16 protein-coding genes are annotated in these 17,389 nt (G+C 70.0%); 5 read left to right on the forward strand and 11 right to left on the reverse strand.

Annotation, left to right across the window (positions count from 1 at the left end; translation table 11 throughout):
• Positions 1 to 48 precede the first annotated feature (48 nt).
• Positions 49 to 1,725, forward strand: coding sequence for a hypothetical protein (locus tag BDK92_RS32030; RefSeq protein ID WP_121160098.1), 1,677 nt, complete (start codon positions 49 to 51; stop codon positions 1,723 to 1,725).
• A gap of 174 nt (positions 1,726 to 1,899) precedes the next feature.
• Here the strand turns inward: BDK92_RS32030 and BDK92_RS32035 are convergent, their stop codons facing one another.
• The 6 genes from BDK92_RS32035 to BDK92_RS32060 form a co-directional block, all read right to left on the reverse strand.
• Positions 1,900 to 2,439, reverse strand: coding sequence for a helix-turn-helix transcriptional regulator (locus tag BDK92_RS32035; RefSeq protein WP_121160099.1), 540 nt, complete (start codon positions 2,437 to 2,439; stop codon positions 1,900 to 1,902).
• 352 nt (positions 2,440 to 2,791) lie between these two features.
• Positions 2,792 to 3,829 carry a glycosyltransferase family 2 protein gene (locus BDK92_RS32040; RefSeq protein WP_121160100.1) on the reverse strand — a complete coding sequence of 346 codons (1,038 nt, stop codon included), beginning with the start codon at positions 3,827 to 3,829 and terminating at the stop codon, positions 2,792 to 2,794.
• On the reverse strand, positions 3,826 to 4,839 hold the full coding sequence (locus BDK92_RS32045) for a glycosyltransferase family 2 protein (RefSeq protein ID WP_121160101.1): 1,014 nt from the start codon (positions 4,837 to 4,839) through the stop codon (positions 3,826 to 3,828). The genes BDK92_RS32040 and BDK92_RS32045 overlap by 4 nt, the downstream gene beginning before the upstream one ends.
• Positions 4,836 to 5,807: a UbiA prenyltransferase family protein gene (locus BDK92_RS32050; RefSeq protein ID WP_121160102.1), complete on the reverse strand. Its 972-nt coding sequence runs from the start codon at positions 5,805 to 5,807 to the stop codon at positions 4,836 to 4,838. Before BDK92_RS32050 ends, BDK92_RS32045 begins: the two co-directional genes overlap by 4 nt.
• A gap of 12 nt (positions 5,808 to 5,819) precedes the next feature.
• Entirely contained in the window at positions 5,820 to 6,869 is a 1,050-nt protein-coding gene (locus BDK92_RS32055; protein ID WP_121160103.1) for an NAD-dependent epimerase/dehydratase family protein, read from the reverse strand.
• Entirely contained in the window at positions 6,863 to 8,176 is a 1,314-nt protein-coding gene (locus tag BDK92_RS32060; RefSeq protein WP_211349705.1) for an aspartate aminotransferase family protein, read from the reverse strand. The genes BDK92_RS32055 and BDK92_RS32060 overlap by 7 nt, the downstream gene beginning before the upstream one ends.
• Positions 8,177 to 8,451: 275 nt before the next feature.
• Here BDK92_RS32060 and BDK92_RS32065 point away from each other — a divergent pair, with 275 nt between their 5' ends.
• The 3 genes from BDK92_RS32065 (at position 8,452) to BDK92_RS32075 (ending at position 11,066) form a co-directional block, all read left to right on the forward strand.
• Positions 8,452 to 9,453, forward strand: a complete 1,002-nt coding sequence (locus BDK92_RS32065; protein ID WP_121160105.1) for a glycosyltransferase family 2 protein — start codon at positions 8,452 to 8,454, stop codon at positions 9,451 to 9,453.
• The gene (locus BDK92_RS32070) at positions 9,450 to 10,166 is read left to right on the forward strand and encodes a polysaccharide deacetylase family protein (RefSeq protein ID WP_121160106.1); all 717 of its coding nucleotides are present in this window, start codon (positions 9,450 to 9,452) and stop codon (positions 10,164 to 10,166) included. Before BDK92_RS32065 ends, BDK92_RS32070 begins: the two co-directional genes overlap by 4 nt.
• Positions 10,167 to 10,259: 93 nt before the next feature.
• The gene (locus tag BDK92_RS32075) at positions 10,260 to 11,066 is read left to right on the forward strand and encodes an AfsR/SARP family transcriptional regulator (RefSeq protein ID WP_121160107.1); all 807 of its coding nucleotides are present in this window, start codon (positions 10,260 to 10,262) and stop codon (positions 11,064 to 11,066) included.
• A 58-nt stretch (positions 11,067 to 11,124) separates the two neighbouring features.
• On the opposite strand, the gene BDK92_RS32080 is transcribed toward BDK92_RS32075, so the two are convergent.
• The 5 genes from BDK92_RS32080 to BDK92_RS32095 form a co-directional block, all read right to left on the reverse strand.
• Complete coding sequence (locus BDK92_RS32080) at positions 11,125 to 11,793, reverse strand: class I SAM-dependent methyltransferase (protein WP_121160108.1); 669 nt, start codon at positions 11,791 to 11,793, stop codon at positions 11,125 to 11,127.
• Positions 11,794 to 11,820: 27 nt separating this feature from the next.
• A complete protein-coding gene (locus BDK92_RS40595) occupies positions 11,821 to 12,825 on the reverse strand; it encodes a lysylphosphatidylglycerol synthase domain-containing protein (RefSeq protein WP_246017363.1) in 1,005 nt (334 codons plus the stop codon).
• Positions 12,822 to 13,889, reverse strand: coding sequence for a glycosyltransferase family 2 protein (locus BDK92_RS40600; RefSeq protein ID WP_246017364.1), 1,068 nt, complete (start codon positions 13,887 to 13,889; stop codon positions 12,822 to 12,824). The genes BDK92_RS40595 and BDK92_RS40600 overlap by 4 nt, the downstream gene beginning before the upstream one ends.
• 196 nt (positions 13,890 to 14,085) lie before the next feature.
• Positions 14,086 to 15,198 (reverse strand): endonuclease/exonuclease/phosphatase family protein, encoded by a 1,113-nt coding sequence (locus BDK92_RS32090; RefSeq protein WP_170208765.1) that lies wholly within the window; start codon positions 15,196 to 15,198, stop codon positions 14,086 to 14,088.
• 164 nt (positions 15,199 to 15,362) lie between these two features.
• On the reverse strand, positions 15,363 to 16,583 hold the full coding sequence (locus tag BDK92_RS32095) for a glycosyltransferase 87 family protein (RefSeq protein ID WP_121162769.1): 1,221 nt from the start codon (positions 16,581 to 16,583) through the stop codon (positions 15,363 to 15,365).
• 207 nt (positions 16,584 to 16,790) lie between these two features.
• On the opposite strand from BDK92_RS32095, the gene BDK92_RS32100 reads away from it, so the two are divergent.
• The gene (locus BDK92_RS32100; RefSeq protein WP_211349441.1) at positions 16,791 to 17,285 is read left to right on the forward strand and encodes a DinB family protein; all 495 of its coding nucleotides are present in this window, start codon (positions 16,791 to 16,793) and stop codon (positions 17,283 to 17,285) included.
• Positions 17,286 to 17,389 lie beyond the last annotated feature (104 nt).

The following is a 17,389-nucleotide window of genomic DNA, read 5'->3' on the forward strand; positions in this document are numbered from 1 at the left end:
GTTTGGTGGCCCGTCGGCCAGTCACGTAGGAGGAAGGAACAGCCAGTGATGATGTCCAACCAACTACCGGAACACCAGGATGCCCCGCGCGGTGCCCAGGACGACCGTTCTGTGCCGTCAGGCAAGGCTCGGCGGGTCCGCAGGTACGTCACCGGTGCGGTCAGCCTGGCTGGTGTGGCCAGCCTGGCTGCCGTGGCAGGAATGAGCGGTGCGCCTGCCGTGGCCAGTGCGACCGACGCGCTGGGACTGCCGAGGCTCTTCATGAGCACGGACGGTGGCTACGACGATGGTGGCTACGACAATGGCGGCCAGGATCCCGGAGGTTGGCGTCCGGAGTGGGACAAGGACGCCAAGCAGGTGGGGTGCGACTCGAACGAGCTGATCTCGGCGTTGGTCGAGGCGAACACGGGGCGCGGCGCCAAGCTCAAGTTGACCAAGGGGTGCACGTACAGCCTGACGGTGTACCAGGGGCCGGACGGGCTACCGGTGATCACCCAGCCGGTCGCGATCAAGGGCGAGGGGGCGAAGATCGAGCGCGCGGCGAACGCCGACCCGTTCCGCATCTTCAACGTCGGCACCGGCGGCGAGCTGACCCTGCATGACCTCACTGTCGCCGGCGGGGATGACCGGAGCGGCGACGGTGGCGGCGGGCTGCTGGTCCAGGCCGGTGGCAAGGCCGTGCTCGAGAAGAGCGCCGTGGTCGCGAACCGCAGCACCAGCTCCGGTGGCGGGATCGCCAACTACGGCATCACCGCGCTGCTCTCCGGCGAGGAGAAGGACCAGAAGCACGGCGACGACCAGAAGCACGGCGAGGATCCCGAGCAGTCGAAGGACGGGGAGTCGCCGGCTGCCGAGGCTGAGGGCGCTGCCGTGGACGGCGCCACGGTAGAGCCCGCGGACGGTGCGGACGCGTCCGACGCCACTGGCGGAAGCGAGTCGGGCCCGAACGACTGGACCGACGGGGGCTGGAGCAAGGACGGCTGGGACCACGACAAGAGCGAGTACGTGACCAAGGTCAGTGGTAACAGCGCCCAGGGAGCCGGCGGCGGGATCTACAGCGGGGGCCTCCTCGTCGTGGACGGCGCCGAGGTGAGCCGGAACAACAGCGCCCGGGACGGCGGCGGGATCTCCAACACGGGCGGCACCGCCTCCGTGACCCGGAGCAAGGTCTCGAACAACGTCTCCGTGGGACTCGGTGGCGGCATCCACGCCGGCTTCGGCGCTGTGACCAAGATCGTGTACAGCGGGGTGATCGGGAACGAGAGCACCGGCCCCAGCGCGGCCGGTGGCGGCATCCAGAACTACGACTCGTCCCTGTACATCCGGCACAGCGAGGTCGTCCGCAACAACGCGGGTGGCCTGGCCGGCGGTATCTACAACGGCGGTGGCCGGGCCGTGGTCGAGCAGACCAAGGTCAGCGAGAACACCGCCCAGTCCAACGGCGGCGGGCTCTACAACGTGGACGGCACCATGGTCGTCCGTAAGAGCCTCGTCGACTCGAACCGTACGGTCGGTGTCAATTCGGTCGGCGGCGGCATCTTCACCGTCGACGGGAGCCTCGCGCTCACCGAGAGCCGCGTGGCGCGCAACGACGCGGTGAACCCGCCGGGTGGCATCTTCGCCGACGGCACGCTGGTGACGGTGGACGAGCGGACCGTCATCGTCAACAACCGGCCGACGAACTGTGTGGGCAGCGGGGATCCGGTGCCCAACTGCTTCGGCTGACCGGCTCGCATCGGTGAGACCGCCGTCCGGGGTCGAGGAACGCACTCGGCCCCGGACGGCGGTTCGCCACGTGCGGGTGCGACCACCGTACGGGCAAAAAGAAGGGCCGGGCATCCACGGGGGGAGATGACCGGCCTTTCTGGCACCAATGTAAGCACGATCGCGGCGATCGCGCTACCCGGGAATGGGATCAACTGCCACGGGGGTCGGGCGGGGCGTCTCGATCCGGTCGAGCCCTTCGAGCTGTCGACAGCGTTCGACGATCTGCTCGATCAGCTCGGAGGTGTCGGCGGAGAGCCCCTGCTGCCGTAGCACCCAGCGCAGGGCCACCCGACCTACGTCGAGCTGGCGCAGCTCGTTGAGCAGGTCGATCTGCTCCTGCACGTTCCGTGCCGCCCGGCGGTCGATGAGGAATCCCGGATCCACGCCGAACGCCCGGGCCAGGGCCAGGATGTGGGAGGCCCGGGGATCGGTGGTCACGCCCCGGCGCATCTCGCCGATGTAGGCCGCGCTGATCGTCGGCGCGTCAGGATCCGTCGCGGCCGCTTGATTGATCTTGTTCGCGATCTCCCTGATCGTGTACCGGCGTCCGGGCTCGTCGTTCACGCCCAACTCCTCGGCGGTGGGCCGGATGTTGTCGAACAGGTACTCGAGCTTCCCGGCCAGGGTGTCGAGGTCGGGCAACTCGGTGCCGCACGGGCTCTCCTCGACCATCGTCACTCCTTGGGTGAACGACCGATGAACGCTCGTACGGTACCGCCGTCGGCCGGAGAGGCAACTGTTGAGACGGTTTCCAATACGGGCGTATGCTCACCGCCGTCGCGCGCAACAGGCGTAGCCTGAAGGACGGAACTTACGCAACGGGTGTGCCCTGGGGCGCGGCGGCCGTCGATACGGCGGATGGATGGAGGCGCTCGCCGCCACGGCGGCAACGGGGGAGTGTTCTCGCCATCGCCGCCGATGGCCGTGGCCGCCCAGGGCTGCTGCGTCAGCTCGCAGCCCTGGGACCGCCCGATCTCCGCTCGAAGGCCGTGCCGCCGCCGTCCGAGGACGACGACCACCGCCGTCACGCCGGCCCCGGCAGTGCCCTCCCCTCGACCGGGAAGGAAGCGTCGTAGAGCTGCCGGAAGGTTCGCGAGCCGAGCCACTGGAGCGCGCCGGTGGCGACCCCGAGCGTGATCGTCACGTTGACCACGAAGTGCAGCCCCGCGAAGAAGAGCAGGAAGGGCAGGCCGTGACGGCGGTACACGAAGGCGTACATGCCGGCGTCGCAGGCGAGGGAGGCGGCCAGCAGCCCGATCGGCAACACCGCCGCCCACCCGCCGATCAGCAGCGGCGCCACGAGCGTCGGTAACACGGCGAACGCGGCCAGGCTGCCCCAGGCCCGGGACGCCGTTTCGAAGCCCTTGCCGAAGCGGCGCGCGCGGGCGTACAGCGGGATCCGTAGCCGGCCCCGGTGAAACAGCTTGCGCAGCAGCCCGCGCAGCTCGTGGTCGTGGTCGTGCCGGCCGCGTACGGCCGAGGTCAGCACCATCCGGTAGCGCCGGGTCAGCCGGTAGCCGTAGTCGACCTCCTCGGTCTGCCGCAGCGCCGGGTTGAACGGCCCGATCTCGTCGAAGACAGCGCGTCTGATCAGGCAGACCGCGGGGAACAGGAATCCGATGTCGCCCTCGGAGCTGATCGACCAGTAGTGGTACTGGAGCCCTCGGTACCGGGCCACGGCGGTGTCGTGCAGCAGCGGCTCCGGGTCCTCGATACCGCAGACCGCGCCGACGTCCGGCTGGTCGCCGAGCAGACGTACCGCGTTCGCCACCGCGTCCGGGGCCATCACCAGGTCGGAGTCGACGTAACAGAGCAACTCTCCGCCGGTGTTCGCGGCGCCGATGTTGCGGGCCTGCCCGCAGCCGCCGTTCACCCCGGTGCTGACCACCCGCACCCCGAGCGTCTCGGCGACCTCGACCGACTGGTCCGTGCTGCAGTCGTCGACGACGAGGATCTCGATGTTCGGGTACGTCTGGTCGAGAATGGAGCGCAGGCACAGGTCCAGTGACTCGGCGTAGTTGTAGTTCGGCACGATCACCGAGACGAGCGGCATCGATCTCATCGGGCGACCGCCTCCGGGCGCTGGTAGAGCCGGCGGAACCGGCCGGAGGTCAACCAGGCCACCACACCGCTGAACGCGGCGGCGGCGATGACCAGGTTCAGGAAGAAGTGCATCGCCACGAAGTAGACCAGGAACAGCGGTCCGCGTTCCCGGGCCACGAACCGGTGCATCGGCAGGTCCCCGGCGACGAACGCGGCGAAGGTCACCAGGGGGACCAGCAGGAACGCCGCTCCGAACAGCGCCGGCAGGACCAGGGCGACGACGGTCGCCAGCGCGGCGATGCTCACCCACGCCCGGGGACCGCTGCTCAGTCCGCCGGGGAACTCCGGCTTGTGGGCGTACATCGGGATGTGCAGGGCGGTCCGGGTGAACACCTTGCGGACCAGCACCCGCAGCTCGTGGTCGTGGTCGTGCACGCCGCGTACCCGGGGGGTCAGCCAGATCTGGTAACGCTGGGCCAGCCGCAGCCCGTAGTCGGCGTTCTCGGTCTCGCGCAGCCGGGGGTTGAACGGGCCGATCTCGGCGAAGACCCGCGCCGGCACGGCGAGCAGCGCGGTGTAGAGCGTCATGATCCGGCCTTCGTCGGCGATCAGCCAGTAGGACTGTTGCAGGCAGCGGTACTCCTCGACCAGGCTGTCGCGGATCAGCGGCACCGGGTCGTAGTTCCCGCAGACGGCACCGATCTCGGGGTCGGAGCCGAGCAGTTCCACCGCGTTGGCGACGGCGTCCGGCTTGGCCGCCACGTCCGAGTCGATGAAGAAGAGGATCTCGCCGGAGGCGTTCGCCGCGCCCAGGTTGCGGGCCGCCGCCGGTCCGGAGTTCACCGGCGTACGGAGCACCCGTGCGCCGTACGACTCGGCTACCCGCACCGAGTCGTCGGTGCTGCAGTCGTCCACCACGATCAGTTCGAGGTTCGGGTAGGTCTGTTCCTTGACGGAGGTGAGGCACAGGCCCAACGCGCGGGCGTAGTTGTAGTTCGGCACGATGACCGACACGAGCGGGTTGTTCACTTGTCCATCCATCTCAGCAGTTCCGGATAGCGGGCAGCGACCTCCGCGACGGCCAGCGTCGTACCGATCAGCACGGCACTGGTCACGATCATGCGGTCCCGGAGCAGGGCCCGGATGGGGTCACCGCCCAGCCGGAGAACCAGGACCGATTGAAGGTAGCGGAAGGCGGCGAGCAGGCCCAGCGGCACCGCGACCGCCAGCACCACCGGGCGGTACGGGTCGATCGGCGCCTCCATGTGCAGGTAGAACAGTCCGGTGGCGGCGGCCAGCGAGGCGTTGAGGCCGAGCAGGTGGTCGGCGAGCAGGACGTTGTAGCCGGCCAGCGCCGGGCGGTGGGTGACCCCGGCCGAGGACAGTTCGGCGCGGCGCTTGCCGAGCACCAGCACCAGGCAACCGGTGAAGACAGCGGTCAGCAGCAGGCCCGACGGCTGGCCGCCGGCCGCGGCGTAGCCCTGGAGCACGCGTAGTACGAACCCGGTCGCGATCACGCAGATGTCCAGCAGCGGCAGGTGCTTGAGCCGCCGGCTGTACGCGGCGCTGAGCGCGAGGTAGGCGAGCAGCGGCCACCAGGACATGGCCGGTCCGGCGAGGACAGTGACGGCCAGCAGCCCGGCCAGGCCGGCGGCGAGCAGCCAGGCCGCCGGCAGCGGAACCAGGCCGGCGGCGATCGGACGGTGCCGCTTGACCGGGTGCGCCCGGTCCAGTCGGCGGTCGGCGATGTCGTTGACGACGTAGATCAGGGACGAGGCGAGCGTGAACGCCACCACCGCCCAGCCGGTACGCAGCAGCGTCGGCCCGTTCCAGACCGGCGCGTCGACCAGCGCCAGCGGTACGGCCAGGAGGTTCTTGACCCAGTGCCCGGGGCGGGTCAACGTGATCAGGTGCCGGGCCAGTGCGGGTGCGCTGGTGGCACGGCCGGTCGCGGGGGCCGGGACGGCCCGTTCGACCGTGGTCTCGACGGCGGTCATGATGCCCCCGGCTCAGAAGAAGATCTTCGCGAAGGCCAGGGCACCCTGCCGCCAGGGATCACGGCTGGTCCGCCCCCGCTGTGTGGCGCGGCCCGTCCCGTCCCCGGACGCGTCCGGTGGGACCTGGTGCCGCTCCTCCCGCCACCATCGGTAGGTGTGCAGGATCGCGTCGGCGTTGGAGAACTTGGGCGAGAAGCCGAGACGCTGCCGGGCCTTGTCGATGCTCACGTACGAGTCGCCCATGAGTTTGTGCAGCAACCGGCCGTACACCGGGGAGAGCCGGGTGCGTTCCAGCAGGCCGAGCGTGGCGAGCGCGGGGCGGGCCGGCAACGACACCACCCGTTTGCCGTGCCCGGCCGCGTCCAGCACCGCCTGGAAGTCCTCGCGCAGGGTGCCGAACCGTTCCGCCCCGAGGTTGTAGGTGTCGTTCGCCACCTCGTCCGGCGCGTGCAGCACGGTCACCACCGCGTCCACCAGATCCTCCACGGCGAACATCTGGATGCGTACGTCGCCGCGGCCGAGGACGGGGAAGTTGCGTCCCTCCTCGGCCCACTCGAAGAGCATGGCGAACAGTCCCATCCGTCCGGGACCGAGAAAGGTCTTCGGGCGCAGGATCGACACCAGCGCCCCGTCGGCCCGGTGACGTTCGGCTACCTGCTCGGCGGCGGCCTTGGCCGCGCTGTACGGGTCGACGGGTGCGCGGGGGTGTTCCTCGGGGGTCGGCACCACCTTCGGCAGGCCGTACACGGCGGTGGAGGAGATGTGGACGAGGTGACGTACCCGGGCCCGACGTGCCGCGCCGAGCACGTTCTCGGTGCCGTCCACGGTGATCGAGCGGATCTCGTTGGTGGGGTAGCTGGGCAGGGCGGCGGCGCAGTGGATCAGGGTGGTGGCGCCGGTGGCGGCGCGGGCCATCACGGCCGCGTCGCGGATGTCGCCGACCACGCTGACCCCTGGGCCCGGGCGCAGGTCGACCCCGCGTACCTCGTGTCCGTCGGCGGCGAACCGCTCGGCCAGCCGGCCGCCGAGCATGCCGGCGGCCCCGGTAATCGTGATCACCACAGCGACGACCCCACCTTCTGTGCGACGAACCGGGTGACCAGCCGGGTAAGGCCGTGGCTGAGGACCTCACCGAGCGCGTCGGTGGCGCGCTGCACGTCGGCTGGTTCGGTGACCAGCGAGGGGCCGAGGATCAGCGGGTTGAGTCCGTTGAGGGTGTAGTAGGTGAAGATCTGGTGGTCCTGGTAGAGCGCGTTGATCACCGCGCAGGTGACCAGCTTGGCCTTGAATCGCGGGTCGCGGGCCATGCCGGCGGGGGCGATCCGGGCCACCAGGTCGAGGATCTTCGGCCCACCGTCGATGTGTACGCCCCAGAGCGCGCCGGCGCCGGCCACCCGCCCGACCGCGTCCGGGAACTCCTTCGCCAGGCGGTGCAGGGCCGGTTCGAGTACGCGTTCCAACTCCCGGGCCCGCCCCGGGTAGTCGTCCTCCACCACGATGTTGATCGCCTCGAGCGCGGTGACGCACTCCTCGCCCATGCCGTAGTACGTGGTGCTGGTGCTCTGTAGCAGCGCGTCGGTGAGGTTGTCGTACGCCTTGCGGAAGATCGGCTGCCGGGCGACGAAGGCCGAAATGGACGACTTCCCGCCGCCAAAGGACTTGCTCGTGGTGAGTACGTCCGGCACCAGACCGGGGTAGCGCATGAAATAGAACAGGCTGCCGGTCTTGCCCCACCCGGTGTAAATCTCATCGAAGATGAGCACAATGTCATGCCGGTTGCAGAGCTCACGGACTCCACGCAGGAACTCTTCGTCGCACCACTGTATGGTGGACGCGCTGAACGGCTCGACGATCAACGCGTAAACGTCATCGGGATGCGCCGACACCGCCGCCTCGACCGACTCCAGGTCGCCGTAGGTAAAAGGAACAATGCCGGGAATGGTGGGGAAGGCGAACTGCGGTTGACCGGTCAGGCCGCCCGACCCGAGCAGCTTGCCGTGGAATCCGCAGTCGGCCCGGAGGATCTTCTGGCGCCGGCCGCCGTGGTACTTGTAGGCGAGCTTCACGGCGCCCTCGACCGCCTCCGCGCCGGAGTTGGGCAGGAATGACATGGAGAGGTCGCCGGGGAGCAGCTGGGCCAGGTTGTGCCCGAGCGCCGCCAGGTAGGGCGAAAAGTACGTCTTGTGCACTTCCATCCGCCGTTGCTCGGCGAACCGCTGCCGAGCCGCGAGTATGCGGGGGTGGTTGTGCCCGTGGTTGAGTACGCCGACACCACCGGTGAGGTCGAGGATGCGCCGCCCGTCGTGCAGCACCAGGTACGCGCCCTCCGCGTGATCGACCAATTCGCGGCCGAACCCGAAGGAGGTCATGAGGCTGACCTGGCTGGAGTTCACGTATCGCCGATAGAGGTCATGCACCTCACGAACAGTGAGCCGGTCGCAATCGTCGAGGCTGACCAAATTGGACATACTGCGACGCTATAGTTCGGTCCGGAATCTTTTCTGGACCGGTCCTGGACGGAACCTTGACTACGTAAGGCAACGCTTGCCAGTGTGAAACCGGGTCGATAGCGTGGTCGCGGCACGATCGTTTTCGATGCGTCAATGTCCTGACCATTCACCCCCGCCCTGGTGAGGTTTTGATCATGCGTCCGACGGTGTCGGTCATCATCCCCGCGTACAACAGTGCCAAAACGCTGCGGGCATGCCTCGAGGCCGTCTACGCACAGCGACATCCGGTCACCGAGGTCATCGTCGTCGACGACGCGAGCGCCGACGAGACCCGGGCCATCGCCGGGGAGTTCCCGTGCCGGCTGCTGGTCTCCGACCGCAATCGCGGGCCCGCCGCCGGACGGAACCGGGGAATCCGGGCCAGCAGCGGGGAGCTGCTCTTCTTCGTCGACTCGGACTGCGCCCCGGAGCCGGACGCGCTGGAGAACGCCCTCGCCATCCTCCGGGACCAACCCGACGTCGCCTGCGTCCACGGCATCTACGCGCTCCGCCCGATGTTCGACGACGGGCCGGTCGAGGCGTACCGGCTGCTGCACGGCCACCACTGGCGGCTGCGTAACGTCGGCCGGGTGCGTACCACGCTCTTCGCGGTCTGCGTGACCCGTCGAGTGGCGTTCGACGAGGTCGGCCTCTTCGACGAGAACCTGCGCGCGTCCGAGGACGTCGAGTTCGGCGACCGGCTCGCCGGCCGGTACGCGACCGTACTGACCGACACCGTGGTCTGCCGACACGACGACGACAGCCACCTCGGAAAGCTTCTCCGCAAGCAGTTCGGGCGCTCGCAACTGCTGGTCCCGGTCGCCCTCGCCGAGCGTGGCCCCGCCGGCATCCGCGCCAACACCCCGGCCGGTCTGCTGACCGCCCTGCTGGTGCCGCTCACCGTGCCACTGGTTCTGGTCGACCCGCTCTTCCTGCTGCTGCCGCTCGGCTTCTTCGGACTCTTCGCCGTCGCCGAACCGGCGTTACTGCGATTCGTCCTGCGTCAACGCGGCCCCGGCTTCGCGGTGTTCTTCTACGGCGTACATCTGCTGGTCCAGTTGAGCGTCGTCGCCGGGGCCGCGGTCGGCGGGCTCCGGCACCTGGCGGACCGGGACTTCGGCCCGACCCGGGTGGCGCCGGTGGAGCCGCGCCGATGAACACCGCTCCGGACAGTGTCGCCCCGCCCTGGGCGTACCTCTCCGCGCAGGCGTTGCACTATCTGTTCTTCGCCGTCCGGGGCCAGCAGTTCCTGCGTCGTCAGGCCACGGTCGGCGGCCGCCACTGGCCGGCGTTCGGTGTGCCGGGCCCGGGGGTGGCCCTGACCATCGACGACGGTCCGCACCCCGAGTGGACGCCCCGAATGCTCGACCTGTTGGACCGGCACCAGGTCCGGGCCACCTTCTTCCTCATCGGCGACCGGGTACGCGAGCGGCCGGAGCTGGTCCGCCGGATCGTCTCCGCCGGGCACGCCATCGGCAACCACTCGATGTCGCACCCGCAGCCGTTCGCGGCGCTCGCGCGGCCCCGGCTGCGGGCCGAGATCGCCCGGACCCAGGTCGAGATCGAGGACGCGGTCGGTCTGCGCCCGGTGCTGTTCCGAGCCCCCGGTGGCAACTGGTCCCCGGACGTCTTACGCACCACCGCGGATCTTGGGCTGACCTCAATCGACTGGACGGTTAACCCAAGTGACTGGCGCAGCCCGGGCGTCTCCCGGATCATCCGTTCCCTGTCCCGCGGCCGTTCCGGTCAGGTGCTGCTCTGCCACGACGGCGGGGGAGACCGTTCACAGACCGTCGAAGCCCTCGACACCGTGCTGCCCCGACTACTCGGCCGCGGGCTGCGGTTCGTCATCCCCGGCGACGGTCGGTAGCCGGTGAGTGCGCTGGAGCGGTCCCCACCGGAGCAGTGCCGCAACCGTTGGGAAGCCGGGCCACGCGGTCGACAGCATGAGTGGGAGAGACCTATGCCGGACGATGACCTCTCGATCTCGCTCCTCGGGCCGATCAGGGCCGAGCGCTGCGCAGTGAATCTCTACCTCGGGACGCCCCGGCAACGGGAGGTGCTGGCAGTGCTCGCGCTGCGCAGCGGCATGGTGATGTCGGTAGCGCAGATCGTGGACGCGATCTGGATCGGGCGCCGGCCGAACTCGGTGGAGAACATGGTCCACACGTACATCGGACGGCTGCGCCGGGTCCTGGAACCCCCCGGCCGCCGACCCGCGCTCGCCCGGGTGCTGCGCTCCACCCGTCCCGGGTACACCCTCGACATCCCGGACGGCTCGGTCGACATCACCCGCTTCGAATGGGACATCAAGCTGGCCCGCGCCGCCCGTGCCCAGGCCGACCTGCCGCAGGCGCTCGGACTGTTCCAACAGGCGTTGGGGCGATGGTCCGGACCGGCGTTGCAGGAGGCCACCGGACCACTCGCGGAGGCGGAGCGGATCCGCCTGACCGAACTGCGCCAGGACGTCGTCGAGGAGACCACGGGCGTACGGCTGCTGCTCGGCGACGACGAGAACCTGATTTCGGAGCTGCGTTGGATGCTGGCCGAGCAGCCGATGCGGGAGCGGCTCTGGGAACTGCTCCTGGTCGCTCTCGGGCAGACCTCGCGCCGGGCGGAGGCGCTCACCGCCTTCGAGGACGCCCGGGTCACCCTGGCCGACCGGCTCGGCGTCGAGCCCGGACACCAGTTGCAGGACCTGCACCGTAGGTTGCTGCGGAGTGAGCCGGTCGCGGTACGCCCGTGGTGGGACCGGCGCGTCTCGGTCTGACCGGGTGATCGGCCACTCCGGGGCAACGGTGTGACCGGTCACTCCGGGACAGCGGGGATCAGGACCGCGCGGCCTCGCCGGTCAGCTCCCCGGGCGACGGGTTCGTGGCCTGGGACGGGGCCGCGAGGACAAAGAGGGCACCGGCCGGCCCGTCGCCGAGCCGGGTCGGGAGCTCCGCCACCAGAGGTAGGCCACAGCTCCGGATCAGGCGGACGAAATCCTCGGTCTGGGACACGTCGTAAACCTGCACCACGATCCGTCCACGCGGGGTGAGCAGCTCGGGCAGTCGGCGCAGCAGCGCCACCGACTCGGTCTCGGACAGGTAGTAGATGACCTCGCGCAACAGGATCGCGTCGTAGCGGTCGGTGGACCGGAAGTGGCGGATGTCCGCCACCTCGAACGAGGTGTCCGGCCGGTCGAGCGCTCGCGCCTGCGCGATCGCCTTACGACTGATGTCGACCCCGTGGTAATGCCGGTACCGTCCCGGCGTCAACGGCAGGTTGGCGCTGGTGCCGCAGCCGAGGTCCAGGATCGTCGGTCGGGGTGCCCACGACTCGATGAGCGACAGCGGTACGGTGCCGTCGGACATGCCGTCGAGATAGTTCCAGAGCCCCAATGCGTACTGGGTGTCCCACATTGCCGCGTTGATTCTGCGATTGGGGCGGACGAATATCCGTACCGGTATTCTGGTCAGCCGGGACAGGGCATGGAACAGTCCTTTGGGCATGGGATCACCGACATTCCTCGACGTGATTCAGGTGACGGACGGATCGGGTACGGAACGGGTCGCCCCGGTTGCCGAATCGGGTACGGCACCGTGGCGACGGTGCATGTACTGTGCCAACGCCAGGCCGCCGGCACCGATGGCGACCTCGCTGAGGGCACAGACCAGTCGACTGGCGAGCACCACCGGGGTGGCGATCGACACCGGCATCACCGTCGCGAGGCCGACCATGAGCACGGCCTCCCGTACGCCCAGCCCGTCCGGGACGACCATGACCAGGAGGCCGGCGACCGTGGCGGCGGCGAACCCGGCCACGCAGATCAGGTACGACCGCACCGGCGGGGCGCCGGCGGTGACGGCGAGGAGCCAGAGGTGGTGCCCGGAGACCACCCAGGACAGTGACTGCGAGGTGATCGCCCGACGCAGTCCGGTCGACGAAGCGCTGACCTGCGGCGGTGGCCGCCGCAGCAGCCGACTCGCGGCGGTGAGCCCCCGGTCGAGCAGGTGCGGCCGGGCGAAGAGGATCACCAGTGGGACCGTGGCGAGCAGCATCCAGGCGGCGCTGCCTCCGAGCAGGGCCGGCCCGGCGGCGAGCCCGACCGTCATGCCGGTCAGCGCGACGACCGCCCAGCTCAGCACGAAGACGCCGGCGAGCCGGACCGGCCCCACGTTGATCTGCTTGCCCAGCCGGAGCAGCACCGGCAGGGCGATGAACCGGCCCGGTACGAACTTGGCGAGGAAACCCACGAAGAAGATCCGGTACGCGGTCCACCGGCCGACCGGGGCACCGAGGTCGACGAAGAGGGCCCGCCAGGAGACGAGCCCGAGCAACAGCCCGGACGCGTTGATCAGGACCGCGACGACCAGGGCGGCTCCGACCTGCACCGGGTCGAGTTGGGCCGCCAGGGCCCGCACCGGCGCCCAGTCCTGGTCGCGTACGAACAGCACCAGGCCGATCGCCAGCCCGACCACGAAGACCACGACCAGCACCTGGTTCAGTAGCCGCCACCAGCCGAACCTGCCCGGGGCGCTCATCGCTGCGGCTCCGGCGCCATCGGCCGGAACCGACCGGGACGGGCCCGGCGGGCGAGTGCGCGAGCGACCCCGACGGTCAGGCCGACGAACTCGGTCAGGTGGGTGAGCATGCGCATCACCGCGGCGAAGAGCAGGAAACCGGGCCCGCGTTCGCGTCGGGCGAAGTTGAGCAGCTCGCGGTCGGCGGTGAGGAAGACCGCCAGCAGCCCGAGCGGCACGGCGAGCAGCCAGGGGGAGAACAGGGCCAGCGGGACGGTGACGACCGCCAGCGAGCAGGCCAGCATGCCGGCGACGGCCCCGAGGTCGATCCGGTGCGGCGTCCGCCCGTCGTCCCGACGACCGGTCTGGGCGGCCGCGCCGGGCGGGTCGGCCGCCGGTCGCGGGGTCCACCGGGCCACCACCACCGCGTCGGCGTAGGTCAGCGCCCGGCGGTAGAGCTCGGACACGTACGGCCAGAGCCGGTCCACGTCGTCGTGCCGGCCGACCACCTGGTCGCTCATCCGGATCTCGTACGTCGCCGGCAGCCGGGTGCCGAACTCGATGTCCTCGGCGTCGCGTAACCCCTCGTCGAAGCCTCCTACCAGCTCGAACACCTCTCGAGGTACGGCGGTCAGGGCGAACATGGTGGAGGTTGTCAACCCGGCGGCACGGCGCCGCCAGAAGTGCTCGAAGAGCGTCTTGTAGGACTCGACCGGCCCGTCCGGGAAGAGTGGGTGCAGGTCGTAGATGCCCTGGACCACCCCACAGTGGGGATGCTCGCGCAGGACCCGCAACGCGTTCGCGAGCGCGTCCGGCGCCAACGCGATGTCGGAGTCGACGAAGAAGAGCACGTCCCCGGCGGCCCGCGCCGCCCCGATGTTGCGCGCCGCGGAGACGCCCATGTTGGTCGGGAGGCCGACCAGCGTGCAGTCGAACTCGGCGACGATCTGTCGTGACCGGTCGGTGCTGGCGTCGTCGACGACGAGCACCTCGGCCGGGGCGTGGGTCTGCGTGTGGACAGCCGCCAGGCAGGCCCGGATCGTCTTTTCCTTGTTGTAATTCGGAATGACCACCGACACTCGCACAAATCGAGGCTAGCGCCGACGCGGCCGGAAAACAATGGCCGTAAATGTATTCGTCGAGCGGTGTTCGGACTTCTGTACGCGGCCCGGCGTACGACAATTTCGCACGTCCAATTCCGTGTCGCTATCCGATGTGGAGCGACACGGTGACGGCGATCTCCGCGACACCCGGAAAGGAATTGGGGGTGCCCGTCCGAGGTCAGCCCGGCGATATCACCAGTTCCTGTGCGCGGTGGTCGGAGATTCCACCGGCCGAGCCGAACCGGTAGGAGTGGACCCGGACACCCGGCGAGACGAACGCCCAGTCGAGCCGCCAGAGCCGGGGCCACGGGGGAAGGTCGGACCAGGACGCCGGATACAGCGAGCGCATCGCGTAGCTGGCGTCGCGCAGCCCTCCCGGGAGCTCCCGCAGGTCACCCATGGCAGGGCTGGTGTTCAGGTCGCCGGCGAGCAGGACCAAATTGTCGTTGGCTGCCACGTCCCGGGTCAGCGCCCGCAGTTGCGGCTCCCGCTGACGGTGCTGCTCCCGAAGAACTCGGTAGAAGTCCGGGTGGAACGGGCCGGTGTCGGGCGACAACTGCACCGGCAGATGCGAGTTGTACGTCGACAGCACCCGTCCGTCACCCAGGTCCAGGTCGGTACGGAGGGTCTTGTACAGCCAGTGGTCGGTGGAGCCGGCCGCCGGTGGGGGCATGTCCGGCGCCACCAGTGGGGTCTGCCGCAGGATCGGGAAACGGGAGAGGGTGACGAGTTCTCCGACGAGTGCGACGTGGAAGCCGGGGAACTCGGCGCGCAGTCGGCTCGCCGCCGGGTCGAGCGGTTCCGGCGTCTGCGCGTACCAGTACTCCTGGAGCAGGTAGACGTCGGCGTCGGCCTCCCGTAGCAGGCGGTAGAGCGCCTCGGTCTCGCCGCCCTCGTCCCAGTAGCCGGTGTTCCAGGAGAAGACCCGGATCGCGTCCGCCGGGGCCGGGCCGTCGCCGCCGCCCCAGGCCCGTACGTTGACCCCGGACTGGGCCGCGCCCAGCAGCAGCGCGGCGGCGGCGAGCAGCGCCACCGGCCGTCGCGACCGGCGGCACGGCGCCGCGCCCACGGCCAGCACCACCGGGACGACCAGGAAGAGCAGCGGCGGAATGGCGTCGACCGCGAGCCAGAGCCACCACCGGCCGCTGAGCACCAGGTGCGCCACGGTGAAGGTCAGCCAGAGCGCCCCGGCGGCGACCAGGGTCGAGTAGAGCCACCAGCGCCAGCCGCGCCGGGGTCGGGTCGGCTGCTCGACCGGACCGGTCGGCGCCTGTGGTGCGGTGACCGTCACGCGGCCCTCCACGGACCGGGTCGGGACCGGGGCGGCGGCGTCGTGCCGGCGACCGTACCCGTGCTTGCCAAGGACATGACGTGACGTTACCGATCGGGCGGGGCTTTCTTCTGGACCGACCCTGGACGGAACCTTGACTACGTTCGGCGACGGTGGGCGTTCGGTCATACCGCACCGATCCGGGACCGACCACGCAGGTGGAACGGAAGGTAGCCGAGCGCGGCGAGCCCGAGCAGTACGTAGAGGTTGCTGTAGACCAGCGCGGGCCCGTGGAAGTGCAGGTCCCAGCCCTGGAAGCCGGCGAGCACCCAACTGGTGGAGGCGACCAGGACGAGCCAGACCGCACCGGCGACGGCGAGCCCTCGCCGGCTCTGGACCGACCACGAGCGCCCGGCGAGGAGGACCAGCGCGGGCACCCACCAGACCCAGTGGTGGTGCCACGAGACGGGGGAGACCAGCAGGCCGGTCGTCGCGCAGGTGAGCACTCCGAGCAGGTGGTCACCGGACCGGGCACACCACGCGGCGAGGGCGACGCCGGCCACCGCGACCAGCGCCGCCATCGGGAGCCACACCCCCTGGACGTCGGCCGAGTCGGCGAGTCGGGCGAGCGCGCCGTGCAACGACTGGTTCAGGATCGTACGGGGGTCGCCGGTGACCCGGGACGAGTCGAGCAGCGCGCCGCCCCAGAACCGGGACGAGTCCGCGGGATGCCAGGCGAAGCCGACCGCCACGGTGGCGAGGAACCCGGCCAGTGCCGTACCGGCGGCTCGCCAACGACCGGTCGCGACCAGGTAGAGCACGAAGATGAGCGGGGTGAGCTTGATCCCGGCGGCGACGCCGACGCCGAGCCCGTACCAGCGGCGACTGGGATCGCCGGTCAGGTCGAGGAGCACGACCAGCATCAGGAAGAGGCCGACCTGCCCAGCCTGGAGGTGCCCGGAGACCGCGAAGAGCGGCAGCGCGGCCACCGTGGCGACCAGCACCGGCAGCGTCGCCGACCCGGTCGTCGGTACGCTCGCCCGCCAGCTCCCCCGGATCACGGTCAGCAGCGCCAGGACCGAGGCGAAGGTCCAGAGCCCGATTCCGACGTCCACGCCGAGGTGACCGAGCGGCTGGAACAGCAGCGCCGCGAACGGCGGGTACGTGAATCCCAGTTCGATCCCGTCCGTGCCCCGGACCACGGCGTCGTACAGGTTCCCGTCCCCGGTCGCGGCGGCCGAGGCGCCGGTGCGGTACGCCGCGAGATCCCACCAGAACTGTCCGGTGAATCGGTGGACCACCACGGCGCCGGCGGCGACCAGTGCCGCGAGTACCACCGGGGCGAGGGTGGCGAGCGGGCGGCGGGGCCGGAGGCCACTCGGCGCCTCCGTGGTCAGAGCGGACATCGGCACCGCGTCTCCCCTCGGGTTCGCCAGCGAGGAAACGGTAGCGAGCGCGGCCCTACGGTTCCTGGAACCGACCTGGATTACCCAGCGTCGTCGATCAGCGGATCGGATCGCCCGAGCGGACCGCGCCGGGCGGTGCCGGCAGTGAGAAGTGTCAGTGCCGTCTGAGATCCTGCCGCGGTTCAAAAACTCTGAGCGGGGAGGGGCGTGGGCCGGGTGGACGACACCGAGAAGAACGCACTGTCGATGTTCCTGGAGGCGCAGCGTGCCAGCGTGTTGGCGATCGTCGACGGCCTCGACGCCGAGGCCCTGACTACTGTGGTGCTGCCCTCGGGCTGGACACCGCTGGGTCTGGTCGAGCACCTCGGTTATGCCGAGCGGCACTGGTTCCAGGAAGTCGCCGCCGGTTCCGTCGAGCCGCTGGAGTGGCCCGATGACGACCACGCGCCACTGACCACTCCTCGGCCACCGGCGGTCGTCTTCGCGTTCTACCGGGCCCAGTGCGAGCGCTCCGACGCCGTGCTCGCGTCCACGCCGCTGTCAGCGCCGCCGGTGGGACGTCACCCTGATCCGTTCGGGGCGGAGATCACGGATATGCGGCGGATCGTCCTGCACATGATCGAGGAGACCGCGCGCCACGCGGGTCACCTCGACATCGCCCGTGAGCTGCTCGACGGAAGGACCGGACTCGGGCCTCGGTAGGCCCGTCGGTTCCGCCTGCGGTTCGACTCAACTTCCGGGCCTGACGTATTGATCTTGGGTGCTGTTGATCAGAGGATGACCGGGGTCCGGTGTGGATGGCCGTG

Origin of the sequence: Micromonospora pisi, assembly GCF_003633685.1 — a bacterium.
In the GTDB taxonomy this organism is placed as follows: domain Bacteria; phylum Actinomycetota; class Actinomycetes; order Mycobacteriales; family Micromonosporaceae; genus Micromonospora_G; species Micromonospora_G pisi.